This window comes from Streptomyces sp. NPDC002537 (assembly GCF_053594975.1).
In genome coordinates this window covers 1-13,955 of the sequence record NZ_JBSFWT010000128.1, presented here as the reverse complement: position 1 = coordinate 13,955, position 13,955 = coordinate 1, and the positions used below count along the sequence as shown (strand labels likewise).

Annotated in this window: 12 protein-coding genes and 2 pseudogenes; 5 read left to right on the top strand and 9 right to left on the bottom strand. The window is 65.6% G+C overall.

Annotated features, from left to right (window positions below):
* A partial coding sequence (locus tag ACWD4A_RS33255) for a cytochrome c oxidase assembly protein (RefSeq protein WP_451199838.1) occupies window positions 1-341 on the bottom strand: 341 nt, incomplete at its 3' end.
* A 629-nt stretch (window positions 342-970) separates the two neighbouring features.
* Here ACWD4A_RS33255 and ACWD4A_RS33250 point away from each other — a divergent pair.
* Together ACWD4A_RS33250 and ACWD4A_RS33245 are read left to right on the top strand one after the other, a co-directional pair.
* Window positions 971-1,825: an inositol monophosphatase family protein gene (locus ACWD4A_RS33250; protein WP_451199836.1), complete on the top strand. Its 855-nt coding sequence runs from the start codon at window positions 971-973 to the stop codon at window positions 1,823-1,825.
* Window positions 1,826-2,862: 1,037 nt separating this feature from the next.
* Window positions 2,863-3,246: pseudogene (locus tag ACWD4A_RS33245) on the top strand (M23 family metallopeptidase); the annotation flags it as partial.
* 268 nt (window positions 3,247-3,514) lie between these two features.
* Here ACWD4A_RS33245 and ACWD4A_RS33240 read toward each other — a convergent pair.
* Both ACWD4A_RS33240 and ACWD4A_RS33235 read right to left on the bottom strand, forming a co-directional pair.
* Window positions 3,515-4,264: a response regulator gene (locus ACWD4A_RS33240; protein WP_451199835.1), complete on the bottom strand. Its 750-nt coding sequence runs from the start codon at window positions 4,262-4,264 to the stop codon at window positions 3,515-3,517.
* Window positions 4,264-5,391, bottom strand: coding sequence for a sensor histidine kinase (locus tag ACWD4A_RS33235; protein ID WP_451199834.1), 1,128 nt, complete (start codon window positions 5,389-5,391; stop codon window positions 4,264-4,266). Before ACWD4A_RS33235 ends, ACWD4A_RS33240 begins: the two co-directional genes overlap by 1 nt.
* Window positions 5,392-6,756: 1,365 nt before the next feature.
* Here ACWD4A_RS33235 and ACWD4A_RS33230 point away from each other — a divergent pair.
* The gene (locus ACWD4A_RS33230) at window positions 6,757-7,419 is read left to right on the top strand and encodes a response regulator (protein ID WP_451199831.1); all 663 of its coding nucleotides are present in this window, start codon (window positions 6,757-6,759) and stop codon (window positions 7,417-7,419) included.
* Between the two features lie 125 nt (window positions 7,420-7,544).
* On the opposite strand, the gene ACWD4A_RS33225 is transcribed toward ACWD4A_RS33230, so the two are convergent.
* From ACWD4A_RS33225 to ACWD4A_RS33205, 5 genes are all read right to left on the bottom strand, one after another.
* On the bottom strand, window positions 7,545-7,694 hold the full coding sequence (locus ACWD4A_RS33225) for a hypothetical protein (protein ID WP_451199829.1): 150 nt from the start codon (window positions 7,692-7,694) through the stop codon (window positions 7,545-7,547).
* A 2-nt stretch (window positions 7,695-7,696) separates the two neighbouring features.
* On the bottom strand, window positions 7,697-8,062 hold the full coding sequence (locus tag ACWD4A_RS33220; protein WP_451199826.1) for a hypothetical protein: 366 nt from the start codon (window positions 8,060-8,062) through the stop codon (window positions 7,697-7,699).
* A gap of 480 nt (window positions 8,063-8,542) precedes the next feature.
* Window positions 8,543-9,697 (bottom strand): hypothetical protein, encoded by a 1,155-nt coding sequence (locus ACWD4A_RS33215; RefSeq protein WP_451199824.1) that lies wholly within the window; start codon window positions 9,695-9,697, stop codon window positions 8,543-8,545.
* Window positions 9,694-10,209 (bottom strand): copper chaperone PCu(A)C, encoded by a 516-nt coding sequence (locus tag ACWD4A_RS33210; protein WP_451199822.1) that lies wholly within the window; start codon window positions 10,207-10,209, stop codon window positions 9,694-9,696. The genes ACWD4A_RS33215 and ACWD4A_RS33210 overlap by 4 nt, the downstream gene beginning before the upstream one ends.
* The gene (locus ACWD4A_RS33205) at window positions 10,206-10,892 is read right to left on the bottom strand and encodes an SCO family protein (protein ID WP_451199820.1); all 687 of its coding nucleotides are present in this window, start codon (window positions 10,890-10,892) and stop codon (window positions 10,206-10,208) included. Before ACWD4A_RS33205 ends, ACWD4A_RS33210 begins: the two co-directional genes overlap by 4 nt.
* Window positions 10,893-11,162: 270 nt before the next feature.
* Here ACWD4A_RS33205 and ACWD4A_RS33200 point away from each other — a divergent pair, with 270 nt between their 5' ends.
* Window positions 11,163-12,581, top strand: a complete 1,419-nt coding sequence (locus ACWD4A_RS33200; protein WP_451199818.1) for a fibronectin type III domain-containing protein — start codon at window positions 11,163-11,165, stop codon at window positions 12,579-12,581.
* 49 nt (window positions 12,582-12,630) lie between these two features.
* Window positions 12,631-13,389: a lytic polysaccharide monooxygenase gene (locus tag ACWD4A_RS33195; protein ID WP_451199817.1), complete on the top strand. Its 759-nt coding sequence runs from the start codon at window positions 12,631-12,633 to the stop codon at window positions 13,387-13,389.
* A gap of 110 nt (window positions 13,390-13,499) precedes the next feature.
* Here ACWD4A_RS33195 and ACWD4A_RS33190 read toward each other — a convergent pair.
* Window positions 13,500-13,955 (bottom strand): annotated as a pseudogene (locus ACWD4A_RS33190) (malate dehydrogenase); the annotation flags it as partial.

The following is a 13,955-nucleotide window of genomic DNA, read 5'->3' as shown; positions in this document are numbered from 1 at the left end:
AGCGTCACCGGCGCGCCGAGCAGCAGCAGGATCGGCGAGAGCATGCTGATCACCATGTGCTGCACCATGTGCACGCTGAACATGACCATGCCGTAGTCGTTCAACTTGGTGCACATCACCAGCGCCACCGACAGCACACCGAGCACCCACGCCACGGTCCGGCCGACCGGCCAGGAGTCGCCCCGCCGTCGCAGCCGCACCACGGCCCAGCCGTACAGGCCCAGCCCCAGCAGGGAGCCGATCATGAAGAAGGGTTCGCTGCTGTACTGCAGACCCCGTCCCAGCGTGAACGGCGGCAAATCCATCATCGTGCCCATCATGCCGTGCTCACCATGATCCATCAGCTTGCTCCAAGAATTCGCCACCAGGACGAGGCCAGCCTAGGGCCGACCGGTTATGGCCTTCCGCATGGGGAGCCGTAACCACAAGGAAAGCCGGTGGAATCAGACGTCATGGCCTTTCACGGTCGTAGCGCGTCGACCAAGGGTTATCCGTGGGTATACCGATGGGCGACAAATCCAGGGATGTGGAGCCGTAGGATCGGGAGCGCAGTCCGGCGAGTTGACGGGATGTTCCAACCGGTTACCGCCGGCCTTGCTGATTGGCCGGACTGCACCCATGCGTGTGGTGTCGCTGTTCTGCCGCGGCGATGACGTGCCGCGGTCCGGGCAATGCGTTCGCGGGTCACGAGACTGGTCCGCAGGAGACAGGGCCGCTCGGGCCGCAGGCAGTGGCTTTGCCGGACATGTGCCGCCGAGGCCACCACCACGGGCAGAACTCCGGGCTACGGCCGGAGGGATTCCCCGGCTCTCCGGCCGTAGGGCTGTCCATTTGAGGGTGGATCCGCTCCGCGATCGTTCCCCCTGGAGCGTGAGGCCTTTCCATGCCATCGTCGATTCTTCCGCAGTGGATGACACCGACGGGATGGAGAAAAAAGGGGGGACGCTCTGCGGTGTGATTCGATGCGCTCATGTGCGAGTTCTCTGCGGGTGACCTGGCCGGCGTCGAAGAGGAAGTGCGTGAGGCAGCCGCTGTCGAGATCATGCCCCGTTTCCGAGGGCTCGCCGCGGACGAGATCGCTGAGAAGCGTGGACCGTACGATCCGGTGACGGTCGCTGACCGGCGCGCGGAAGAATACCTCACGGGCGCCCTCATGGCCCTTGTGCCCGGCTCCGTGGTGGTCGGCGAGGAAGCGGTGCACGCCGAACCAGGCATCCTCGATGCGCTGAGCGGTGACGCTCCGGTATGGATCGTCGATCCGATCGACGGCACCAAGGGGTTCATTCGCGGGACGCCTGAGTTCACGACCCTCGTCTGTCTGGCCCATCGCGGTGAGCTGCTTGCCTCCTGGACGTACGCGCCCGCACTGGACCTGATGGCCATCGCCCGGCGGGGCGAGGGAGCGGTGCTCAACGGTGAACCGATGCACTGCGGATCTCCTGACCCCCACCAGCTCGAAATCTCCGTCACGCACCACGACTTCACCACCAGCGAGCAGCAGCGCGTCCTCGCTTCACTGTCGACTGACGACATCGCTTCACGTTTCTGTGTTTCGTCCGGGCTGGATTACCTCCACGTGGCACGGGGTGCTCTCGACGCGGTGGCCTTCACATGGGAGAACGCGTGGGACCACGCCGCGGGCCTCCTCCTGGTCGCCGAGGCGGGTGGAGTGAACGCCACTGTGGCCGGTGAACCCTTCCGGATCGCCGGCGGTAACGCCCTGCCGTTCGGCGCGGCACGGGACGCGGCGACGCTGTGGCGTGTGCTGGGTTTGCTGGGAGCTGACAATCCGGGCAACGCGGCTGGGCGGGCCAAGGGGCTGTAGCGCTGTACTGACTCTCCGGCGTCGCCACGAGCGGCGCGGGGCGCGTGGGAAACCGGGCAGTGACTACTGGTGTGCAGTAGCGCTGAAATCCTGGAGTGTGTCGTGTTCTTCCTTATGCGGGGCCCGCGTACGTGAACCCATTTTTGTCGGCTGTCTTCGGGCGCCAAGGTTCGGTCAACGGTTGACGGGAAGAGCGAAGTCGATCGGCGTATCGATCTCGACAGACGATAGTCAACCTTTGGGGCAGAGTGTCGGGCACAACTGCCGGATAAGGTTGCCGCCAGTTCCCCTGCTGTTACGGCGAATTGGAGGTGATGGTGAAAGACCATCATCTATCGGCAGGCCCGGCGGCCCTCCCCGGCACCATTCCTCTCGGCTGGCAGCATATTCCGTATGAGCAGCAGAGCGCTCCAGAGAATCTTGGGTACTACGGTGCGGAGCCCGATGCGGATTGGATGCACAACGGGGAGTACTACTACCCGGAGTTAAGGGGAGAAGGCGATGTAGCAGGGCAGGAAGTACATCCGACTTGGCACTCGGTCGATCCGCAGGGCGTGCAGGCCCAACACGCACAGAGCTGGGACGATCGGGTATGGACGGATACCACTGAGACTTCCCCGGAATCTTTGGCTGAGAGTGGGAATGGCACATCGGAGCGAGCGCGTGATGCCCCTGGTGACACCGCATCTTTGGAGCGGGTGAGGGACGATGATGCCACGGGCGGGCCACGGGTTCGCAGGCGCAAGAGAAAACGTTCTTGGGCTGGACGTGGACTGCACGGGAAAAAACTGTCCGTGATCGTGGTGTCCTCCGCTGTCGTAGGAGTCGCGTGCGTCGCCGCCGTGTTCATGGCCTCTGGAGGCAAGAACGACTCCCGACGCCCTCCTGAGGCGTCCGCGCCCGGTGCGTCCGGTCAACCGACCGGGAAGCCGCCGTCCGACAAGCCTTCTGAAGCAGGGGACAAGGGCACTGGATCTGGTGGTGTGCAGGCCGGCTCCGGCCAGGGCGACAGCGGCTCAAAGTCCCAAAGCGGATGTGTACTTCCGGTGAAGCGGCATGGGCTCAGCGCCCGGTTCGGACAGGGCGGCACACGCTGGGCGAACAGGCACACCGGCATAGACTTCCCCGTTCCCCAGGGAACACCGATCATGGCCGTGACCGATGGGACCGTCAGCACCCGTTTCAACCGTTCTTACGGGAACATGGCCATCGTCACTGCTTCCGACGGCACCCAGACGTGGTACTGCCATCTGAGCGCTACCAAAGTGAAGTCCGGATCGGTCAAGGCGGGTCAGGAGATCGCCTATTCCGGCTCCACAGGAAATGTCACTGGGCCACATCTTCACTTCGAGGTGCGGATCAAGGGTCAACCGGTCGACCCGGAGGCATGGTTGATCAGCCATGGCCTAAACCCTAACTGATTGCGACGTTGTTGACTGGACAAATCCCCGAGCACATGGCTCATCTGTCATACGTAGTTGCCTGGAACCCGAAGGAGGCGAAACCCGCCCAGCGAGATCATGGTCGCGGTCAGGTGCCGGTCTCAGGAAGACCGGCACCTGACCGCGAAGCCATAATTCCCGGGCCGGGTTGACAGTCAAGATCTCTGACGGTGATGTCCGAATGCCGTCGACCCGAACGGGTGGGAGGCCATCGGCATGGTCTGCCCCGGACGAACGCGTTATGTTTTCATCCTCTTGAAAAGTCCATGAAAGAGTCGGGCGTCCGCTTCACGGAGGGCCGCGGTGCGGACGTGGTGGACGCTTCGCCCGCTTCCACGAGATCCGACCAGGCCGATGCGGGAGTGGCGATGCCCATCTCGTAGGCGATGATGGCGGCCTGTGTGCGGTTGTCGAGACCGAGCTTGGCGAGGATTCGGGAGACGTAGGTCTTCACACTCGCCCCTGACAGATACAGGGCGCGCGCGATCTGGGCATTTGTCATGCCGGCCCCCACCATGGACAGCACGCGATGCTCGCCGTTGCTCAGCAAGGACAGCTTCTCGCCCGCTCCGTGGACGCGAATCGGGGTGTGATCCGCTGCCTTGCGCACCAAGCCCGTGAGGACCTGGGGCGCGATCACCCGGCAGCCCGCCACGACCGCGTGCAGCGCGGTGAACAGTTCCTCGGGACGCAGATCCTTGAGCAGGAAGCCGGATGCTCCGGCGTGCAGGGCCTCCTGGACCTGGGAGTCCCCCTCGATCACGCTCAGCACCAGGACCATCGGCGGATCGGCCAGGCGCAGGAGTCGTTGTGTGGCCTCCACACCATTGATGCGAGGCATGTTCAGATCCATCAGGACGACGTCGGGCCGGTGTGCCGTCACCTGCGTCAGCGCCTCGGCACCGTCGCCGGCCTCGGCGACGACTTCGAAATCCTCCGACGAGTTGACCAGCATGGTCAGCCCCATGCGAATGATGGCTTGATCGTCAACGATCACTACACGAATGGGCACGGGGATCCTCCAATCTGTTTTTCTCGGACGGACAGGTCGGGTACCCGGCTGGAGCTTGAGGAACTCGGCTGTGGTGAGGACGGGGAAGCGCTGGGCGGAGCGCACGGAAGCTCGGCCTTCACATGGAAGCCGCCGTCCCGTGTGGGGCCGGCGGTCAGATGGCCACCGACCTCGGCCACCCGCAGGCGGAGCCCGGCCAGTCCCATCCGGCTGGAGCTGCCCAGAGCGGCTCCCATGGAGGGGCCGTTGCGCACGGCCAGGATGACTCGGTCATCCTCGAACGAGAGATCGGCCCGGACCCGTGCGCCTGGCGCGTGCTTGGCCGCGTTGGTGAACGTCTCGCGGCACAGTCGGTACAGCAGCAGTTCGATGTCCTGGGGGAGCGGCTGTACGGTGCCGTGCAGCTCGTACTCGGCCGCCATGCCCACCGCCGACATGTTGCCGACCAGCCCCGCCAGGAAGTCCGCGCATCGAGTGGGGCTGATCAGTTCCGACTGGTCAGTGCCGGTGTCCCTCACCACTTTGAGCAACTGGCGCAGGTCACTCATGACCTGCTGTGCGGACTCCTGCACTGCCACCGTGCCTTGACGGGCCTCTTCGCTGAGCCCCTTCGTCTGTTGCAGCGCTCCTGCTTGGAGGACCAGGAAAGTCGCGTGGTGGCCGATGTGATCGTGGATGTCGAAGGCGAGGCGGGTGCGTTCCTCCAGCAGCGCGAATCGGATGGCGGCGTCGACGGTGCTCTCGGCCTTCTCCAGCCGTTGCCGGAACAGGTCGCGAAGCGATCTCTGGTGCCGGACGAGGCTGCCGAACACCGCGGGGAAAGCGACCTCGGTGACGACGCCGCAGTACAGCTCTTCGACGGTGGCGTCGGCCATGCCGAGGGCGGAGCGGGCGAGCACATAGATCACGATGACGGCGGCCACCAGCCCGAAACGCATCTTTCGGCCGTAATGCGCGACCGCGTAGGCGCCGGCGAACAGGAGGAAGCGCTCGTCGTAGGCGAAGCTGGAGGCCAGCCCGGCGAGCAGGCAGATCTCGGGACGGCGTCGGCGCAGTACGAGTGTCGCCGCGGTGGCGACGGCGATGGCCGCGTCGGCGGGGTATCCGTGCACCAGGCCGGTGGTGCCGAGGCCAGGCAGTTCCAGGCACGACGCGATCGCGACGAGGAGAGCGATGCCGATGTCGCAGAGCGTCTGCCGGTTTCGGAAGCCCGATGCGAGGACCCGTGCCCGGTGCCTGAGCAGGGCGAGCAGCGGCTTCCCTGAAACGGCGGATTTCGGTTGAAACCAGGACCGATGCGGTTGGGCCGTGGTGGGGTCGGGGTGTGGGCTTTCTTGGGCTGGGCTGTCCGGACGGAGGAACTGAGGTGCGTTCATATACGGGCGTTCTTCTGAACCAAACGTCGGCTTGCAGCTGTTGGTGAACGAGGTGGGGCAGGCCTGGGGGCCGGTGTCCCGGCGGTATTCGGGGTGGCCTGCCCGGTGGGTGGAAGGAGGTGTGCGAGAGGGTCGTGGATCTCCGCTGCGGGGTGGGAAGTGGCGGGTCCGGCGGCCTGGCTCTTCGGCCGTGATGGAGCGACCGGCCCTTGGATGGGTCTTCTGTTCTATCAACTGGCCAGATTTCCTTGCCGAGTTGGAGACGGATCAGAGAAGAGGTGTGCTGGCAGTGGCGTAAGGGTGAGGCTCTGGGCGGAGGCCGTGAGCGCTCCGTGCGTTCGCGGGCTCATGGGTGTCCGGGTTCGATGACAGCCGGGGCGCCGCAGGCGACGTCGCGCCTGCAGTGGGGCGTGACGGGGGCGCTAACGTCCGATGCGATGTCGGTGGTGGTAACTGTCGGACGCGCTCTTGGCCATCGCGGTACGTCCGTATCGTCGTTTCTTGATGCGAATGGGGCGAACTTGCGTAGCGGCTCGGCTGGTTGGCGGAATCGTCCTGCGGGCCCGCCGTTCCGCGGACTGCCGCCGGTGGCGGTGAGGGAGCCGAGCCGACGTCCGCGAAGTCTTCTTTCGTACAGGCTGCCGCCAAATCACCTTCAAGCAGGGCCAACCCATTCTCTTGTCCGTCTTCGGTGTTCGTCCGTCTGTGGTCACGCGGGTGAGCGAGGGCACCGTTTTGATGCCTGGTGAATCCTTTCACATGACTGACGTGGAGTCAGGTCCGCCCTTATGTGCGTCATAGAGATGCGAGGTGCGCAGGGTCGTCGTGGCGCGGCGGGCCGAGGGAGTCGTTTTCGGCATTCTGGAATCCAGTGCGCCGAGTGCTGCTGTGACCCGAACGGCCGATTTCCGCCTTTAGTTGATCGAAGAGTTGACTAAAGGGCGACAGTCGCGGAGGGCCCACCGTCGGTGGGAGGTCCATACTCTAGCCCACGAATTACATAGGTGATCAAGCCCTCTTCCGCTCCTTGCCGCGCTGCGGCGCAGAGGTAAGAATGATCATGTTTGACAAGACGAGAACGGGAAGAGCGAGGGGTGTCGAGTGGTCACTTCGGTGCTGGTGGTCGATGATCAGGCGCTGATCAGGTCGAGTCTGTGTCTGCTGCTTCGGTCCGCGCCGGAGTTCGAAGTGATCGGAGAAGCGGCGGATGGCGCGGAAGCCATCGCAAAGGCCCGTACGCACAGCCCTGATGTGGTGCTCATGGACATACGCATGCCACATGTCGACGGGATCGCGGCGACCGAGCGCCTGATGCGGTTCACCCATCCACCGAAGGTGCTGGTGCTGACCAGTTTCGAAGTGGACGACCGCGTGCTGGACGCGCTGGAGGCCGGAGCGTCCGGGTTCTTGCTGAAGGGGTTGTGCCAGCAGCAACTCGTGGCCGCGCTGCGGACCGTTCTCGCTGGTGGCAGGGTTGTGTCGCCCGAAGTGCTGGACAGTCTCGTCCGTCGGTCCACCACGCCCGACTGGGTCGGTCGCGCGGGCTTGGACCGTCGACTGGCGCAGCTGACGGAGAGCGAACGCCGGGTGCTGGAGCTGATCCGTTCGGGCTTGACGAACGCCGAGGTCGCCCGTCGCCTGCATTTGTCGCAGGCAAGCGTCAAGACTTATGTCTCGCGCATGCTCTCGAAGCTCGGGCTGGAAAACCGAACTCAGGCCGCCATCCTTGCCTATGAGGCGGGGCTGACGGAGGCTCGGCGGTAGCGGTGAAAATGTCAACTTTGGTGTGACCGAACACGCTGTTTGTCGGTCGGATGGGGAATGCCCGCGCATGCTGTCGAGGTGTTGAATACCTCGAATGCTTTCATAATCCATCTGGGGTGGGTCGTTCAGCGCGTCGCCGGGATTCGGTCGGCATATACCCAACGACGGAACACCCGGTAGGCCCATGCCTGATACGCGAGGGCGAAAGGGAACGTGCAGCCGGCGATCACTGTCATGAAGTGCAGGGTGTATGGAGACACGGAGACGTTCGCCATGTTCATTCCCTGCCGAGGGGCAGTCGTGGACGACAGGACATAGGGGTACTGGCCAATAGAGTTGTGTCGTCACGGTGAGCACGACACCGCCGCCGGAGCACGTGAAATACCGGTCCGCCATTGCCCTGCTCCGTGAACACGACGGTGGCGGCGAAAGACAACATCGCCATCGCACTGAACACGAGTGCCCAGCCGTCGCCGATGTGTAGCTGCAGCGCGGTCAGAAAATCCCGGCCGTGGGTGATCGTGGCGATCCCGGACCGTCCGGCATGCTCCTTGGGCCGTTCTCTCAACTCGCCCTCGGTACGCAGCGCGACGAAGGCCGTGCCGTGGAAGAGGCAGAGGGAAAGCAGACCGCCGACCACCACGTACGGGTTGATCAGGTCGAGTAACGTCCCCTGGCACTCCCGGTCTTCGCCAACGCCAGTCCGTGCCCGGCGTTGGCGAGGAGCAGCCCCCAGAGGAAGGCAGACAGGAGCGACCCCCGGAAAGACACACCGGTCCCAGTTGCCGACACTCGTATTCCTTCAGATGCCGGTACTTGTAGCGAGGCTGGGGAGGAGCGGCGGCGGTGAGCGTCGCGTAGACCGCGAGGAAAGTGCAGGAACCGTTGCCAGTAGCGGACCGAGCATCGTGGTGAGCCCGACGGCAGCCCAGAGCCGGCGCTCGGTCGGCCCTCCCCCGCGGGCGCGGCGGCGATCGGAAGGCGCCGCGATCAAGCCGCCAGTGGCGAGTAGCCCAGCGGGCGAGGTGAGCGGTGGCCGAAGCCGGCTGCACGCGGGATCCCCTTGAGGCGCGGCGGCTGTGACACGTGCTGTCGTCGTCGGGAACGGCTTGCGGACGAAGGACTACAGCACGGGCAGCAGCGCGGTGCCGGTCGGGACGTAGACGTCGGACATGCCCACACCCGCGTTCACCTGCCACATGCCGGGTACGGGCAGATCGACCTCGTCGGCGGACCAGGCGCCACCGTCGCGCCGGACCAGATCGACGGCGAGTGGGGCACCCCCATCGGGCGGGGTGAAGGACACCCGCACACCCTGGAGATCGGTGACGGTGGTGAGGTCGCCTCCCGTGGCGATGGCCCGCACACCGGTCCCCCCGGTCCGGGCCTTCTCCAGGGTGACGGCGAGCCTGCCGCGGCCGTGGAGCGAGCACAGCCCGCCGAGCGCCGGGTTGTACTCGAGGACGCGCTCCACGGGGCTGTCCGCGAAGACCGCGGGTGTCGTCCGCGCCCCTACAGAAGTGCCGACGCCCAGTGCGGCGACAACGGCTCCACCGAGGACGGCCGCGCCCAGGGCGCGCCGTGTCTCACGCTCGTGCGCGGACAGCCACAGCACACCGGCGGCGGTGGCGAGGAAGGCGACCGCGCAGCCGAGTATGGCGAAGAGGCTGTAGTCGGTGGAAATGAATGTCCAGGTGCCGCCCGGGAAGGGCAGGTTGGCGACGCAGCTCGCGAGCACGAACAGCCCGGTGCAGCCGACGAGCGGATTCCGTAGCGCCGCGGGGCGCTCGCGCAGCCAGATCAGCACCGTGACCGTACCCAGGACAGTGGCGCAGGACAGGAGCTGGAGTGTGAAGGCGTAGCGTACGGCGGTACCGAAGGGGCCCGTGGCCATGGGGTGAGCGGTCAGCCAGCCGACAGCCACGACGAGCGAGGCCAGTGCGCAGAGCGAAGCGAGGACACGGGAGTGGCCGCCCCGGGCGAGGTACCTGAACGCGTACGGCAGTGCGCAGGCGACCCCGGCCAGCAGCGGGAGCTGTGTCCATACGAGGAGCGGGTTGTCCTGGACGGAGGATGGCTGGAGCGCCGGTACGAGATCGGTCGTGGCTTCACCGGCCAGGAGCAGACCGGCACAGGCTCCGGCCAGGATCCGCAGCTTCCGTGGGGTCGTGCGCAGCGTGACCGCGCAGACGATAGCCCCGGTGAACAGGGCGTAGGCGCCGAAGACCACTGCCGCGAGCAGGACGGACGGGATGTCCTGGCCGGTCAGCAGGTTCATCCCTTGTGGCCCGGGAGGTAGGTCTTGTCCTTGACCGGGATGGTGAACTTCATGTCCGGTGTGTTCTTGAAGTGCAGGGTGACAGTGACGGAATCACCGGCCTTGAGCTTCTTCTTGAGGCCCGTGAACATGATGTGGTTCCCGCCGTGCTTCAGCTCGAGCTTGCCGTGGGCCGGGATGTCGAGGCCGGAGACCTCGTGCATCTTGCCGCCGGTGGTCTCGTGCAGCTGGGCCTTGCCGGCGATGTCGGTCTTCACCGATTCCAGCCGGTCGGCCAGGTCGCCGTTGTTCTCGATCACCATGAAGGCGCCCGCCATATCCATGGTCGGCTCGGGGATGTAGGCGCCGGAGACCTGGAGCTGGGCTGTGGGAGACGCGGAGGACACGGGGGGCGCGTTCTTGGCGTCGGCGTCGTTCTTGGACCCGCCGCAGCCGGTGAGAGTGAGAGCCGCGGCCGCGAGGACGGCGACGGCAGGGGCGATGCGGGCGGTACGTACGGTGCGCGCGTTCATCGTGCGGGGGTGCCTTTCATCAGGAGCGGGAGGTCGTGCTGGAAGGTTTCCGGGCCGGCGCTGATGGTGTAGCTGAGACGGGCCTTGCCGTCGGCTCCGAAGGCGATGACCCGCGCGCCGTGCTCGACCTCCACATCACCGTTCTTGTCGACCTTGGGAGCCTCTATGGGGACTCCGACGGTGCCGGCGGCGCGGATGACGTCCTTGATGGATCCGCGCAGCCCCACGAAGGACTTGTCGAAGGAGTCGAGCCACTTCCGGAGTTCGTCGGGCTTGTCCCGGTCCGGGTCGGTGGACACGAACACCACGTTCAGGTTGCGCTGCTGGTCCTCGGGGAGTTTCCGCTTGGCCAGGGCGATGTCGGCCAGGGTGGTGGGGCACACGTCCGGGCAGTGGGTGTAGCCGAAGTAGAGCAGCGTCACCTTGCCCGCGGTGCGCGCGGCGAAGTCGTAGGCCTCTCCGCCGGTGTCGGTCAGCTTCATGTCCGGCTTGTCGAATGGGCGGGGCAGGACCGTGCCCTGGTAGCCGGTGCGAGAGGCCGGAGTGCTGGGGAGGGCCGTCGGCGCCGGTGCCACGGGGGCGTCGCCGGCCGCGGTGTCCTGGCTTCCACAGCCTGACAGCAGGGCCCAGCAGCAGGCCGCGGCGGCCAGGGCGGTGCTGGTGCGGTAGGCAGTTCCGTTCATGACGTCTCAAAGGCTAAAGAAGACGAAAGTGGCTAATTGGCCCTGAAAGTTGATACGGGGGCCGCCGAAAGTGGTGAATCGCCCGAGAGCGCCCGTCCTTCCGTCGCGGGCGGGCGAGAGTAGTCAAGAAGGCGGCGATGATCACCTTTTGGCGCGCGCCCAGCATTTATTGATCACTAAGGATCGAGACCCAAGCCTCATCCGGGGCCTGTCGCACGGTTCGCCCTGCATTGCTCCCCTCCAAGAACTCGATCTCCGAGGATGAAATACGTGACGCGTCCGCGCACTCATAGGCGCATCGCCCTGTCCTGCACGGCCCTGGCCGCCGCGGCGGGGGTCGTCATCGCCACCCAGGCATCTCCGGCCGCCGCCAGCAACAAGGACTTCTCCGCGAACTACACGAAGGACAAGGGCGCCACCCAGTGGCACCGCAACGCCACCTTCAAGCTCAAGAACACCAGTGGCTCCGCCGAGTCGAAGTGGAAACTTGAGTTCGATGTCTCGGGCGACAGCAAAGCCACGGTCAACTCTTCCTGGATCGCCAAGGGGAGCCAGGAAGGCCACCACATCACCGTCCAGGACTCGGGGAAGGGGACGGTGGCGGCACGAGGAGACCTCGCGGTGGACCTCGGTGTCGACCAGCCGAAGGGCGGCTCCGCCATCCGGGTCACCGGCTGCAAACTGAATGGCAAGCCGTTCGACTGCGACGACGCGTCCCCCAGTGGCGACACCCAGCCGCCGACCACTCCCGAGCACCTCAAAGCCGACGCCAAGGACGACGGATCCATCGCCCTGGACTGGGACGATTCCACGGACAACGAGGGCGTGGTCGGGTACGAGGTCTTCGACAGCGGCAAGCAGATCTACGCGGGGAGCAACGTCAGCGAGGCCGTACTCGACGGAAGTGATGCAGGCATCAAGCCCGGCACCACATATCACCTCACCGTGAAAGCCGTGGATGCCGCAGGCAACCGCTCGGCCGCCAGCAACGCGGTCAAGGTCACGTCCAAGAGCCCGAAGAAGGACACCGAGCCGCCCACTGCCCCCACGTCCCTCAAAGGTGAGGCCACCGGCGCGTCCACGGTTCATCTGTCCTGGGGCAAATCCACGGACAACGTGGGTGTCAAGGGGTACCGGGTCTACCGCAAGGACCTCGGTGACACCCCGGTGACCGAGGTCGACGCGCCCACCACCGAGGCCAACATCAGCAGTCTGAAGGCCAAGACCTCGTACGAGTTCACGGTGAAGGCGGTGGACGCTGCGGGCAACCTCTCCTCCGCGAGCAACCTGGTTCAGGTGACGACCAAGGATCAGGACCCGCCGGTACCCGCCAGTGCGCCGCGCGACGTCAAGACGATGACATGGGTCGTCAAGGACGGCCCGGCCAATGTCCATCACCTCGGGCTGGTCTGGGACACCCCGAAAGGTACGAGCAAGACCAACCTGGTCCGGCGCTATGAGGTGTACATCGACGGCAAGTACACCACCACGGTCGGCTTCTTCGACCCGACGGTCCCGGGCTACACCTTCGAACATGATGGCGCGGCCGCCGGCGGTCAGGGCCTGGCCGACATCGTGCTCGGTGGCGACGGGGGCAAGACCCATACCGTCAAGATCCGTGCGCAGATGAAGAGCGGGAAGTGGACCGACTTCTCCGAGGAAGAAATCTTCACCACCCCCGCGGCCTGACCTGTCAGTGCCGGAAACCCACGACAGACCGTCCTGGAAGGACACCACGATGAAGACGCGACGGACGGCGATGGCCGTCGCCCTGGCCCTGGCACCCCTCATGGTGATCGGCCTGGGTACGACTGCCTCGGCCCATGGGTCGAACGAGTTCCCGATATCCCGCAACTGGCGCTGTGTGAGTACCGCGGGAAGCATCTGGAACACGAACAGCTATAAAGGCGAAGACGCCTGCAAGCAGGCTGTGGGCACCAGTACCGACCGCAACGCGTACGGCACCTGGCAGCAGATGGCCTGGGGTGACGTCGCGGGTATGCACCACAGCAAAATCCCGGACGGCAAGCTGGCCAGCGCCGGTGTGAAGGGGTTCGAGGGCATGGACACCCGGCGCAAGGACTGGAAGCGCACCAACCTGGCCTCGCTGACGTCCAAGAACGGCGACATCGAGTTCCGGTGGCATGCCACCGCCACGCACCAGGGTCACATCTCGTACTACATCACCAAGCCGGGTACGGACGTGTCCAAACCGCTGAAGTGGTCGGACCTCGAGGACACCCCGTTCCTCGTCAATTACACGAGTGACGCCCGCAACTCCGAGAAGGGGATGGTGGGCGACTACTCCATGAACGCCCGGCTGCCGGAGGGGCTGCCGCACGGCGATTACGTGATCTACGCGGTCTGGGAGCGCTACCTGGGGACCGACGGCGCCATGGCCAACGCGCCGGCCGACTTCGTCAACGCCGAGGCCAAGGTCATGGGAACGAACCGGAGCGACGAGTCCTTCTACGCCGCTATGGACGTCACCCTCTGACTCGGCAGCTATACGCATTCCTGAGGCGGGCACCCGCGGACGGCGCCGCAAAGGCGCTGCCCGGGCGACGCGGCAGAAGCCGTGTCGCCCGGGCAAGCGGACGGTGGAACTCAGACGAGACCCAGAGCACGGGCGGTGTCGCGCTCCGCGGAGAGCTCGCGCACGGAGGCGTCGATGTGAGCGCGGGAGAAGTCGTTGATGTCCAAGCCCTGGACGATCTCGTACTCGCCGTCCTTGCAGACGACCGGGAAGGAGTAGAAGAGATCCTTCGGAATGCCGTAGGAGCCGTCGGAGAGAACACTCATGGAGGTCCAGTCGCCGGCGGCGGTGCCGTTGACCCAGGTGTGGACGTGGTCGATGGCGGCGTTGGCGGCGGAGGCGGCGGAGGACGCGCCACGGGCCTCGATGATCGCCGCGCCGCGCTTGGCGACGGTCGGGATGAAGGTGTCGGCCAGCCACTGCTCGTCGCCCACGGTCTCGGCGGCGTTCTTGCCCGCGACCTCGGCGTGGAAGATGTCGGGGTACTGGGTGGCGGAGTGGTTGCCCCAGATCGTCAGCCTGCGGAT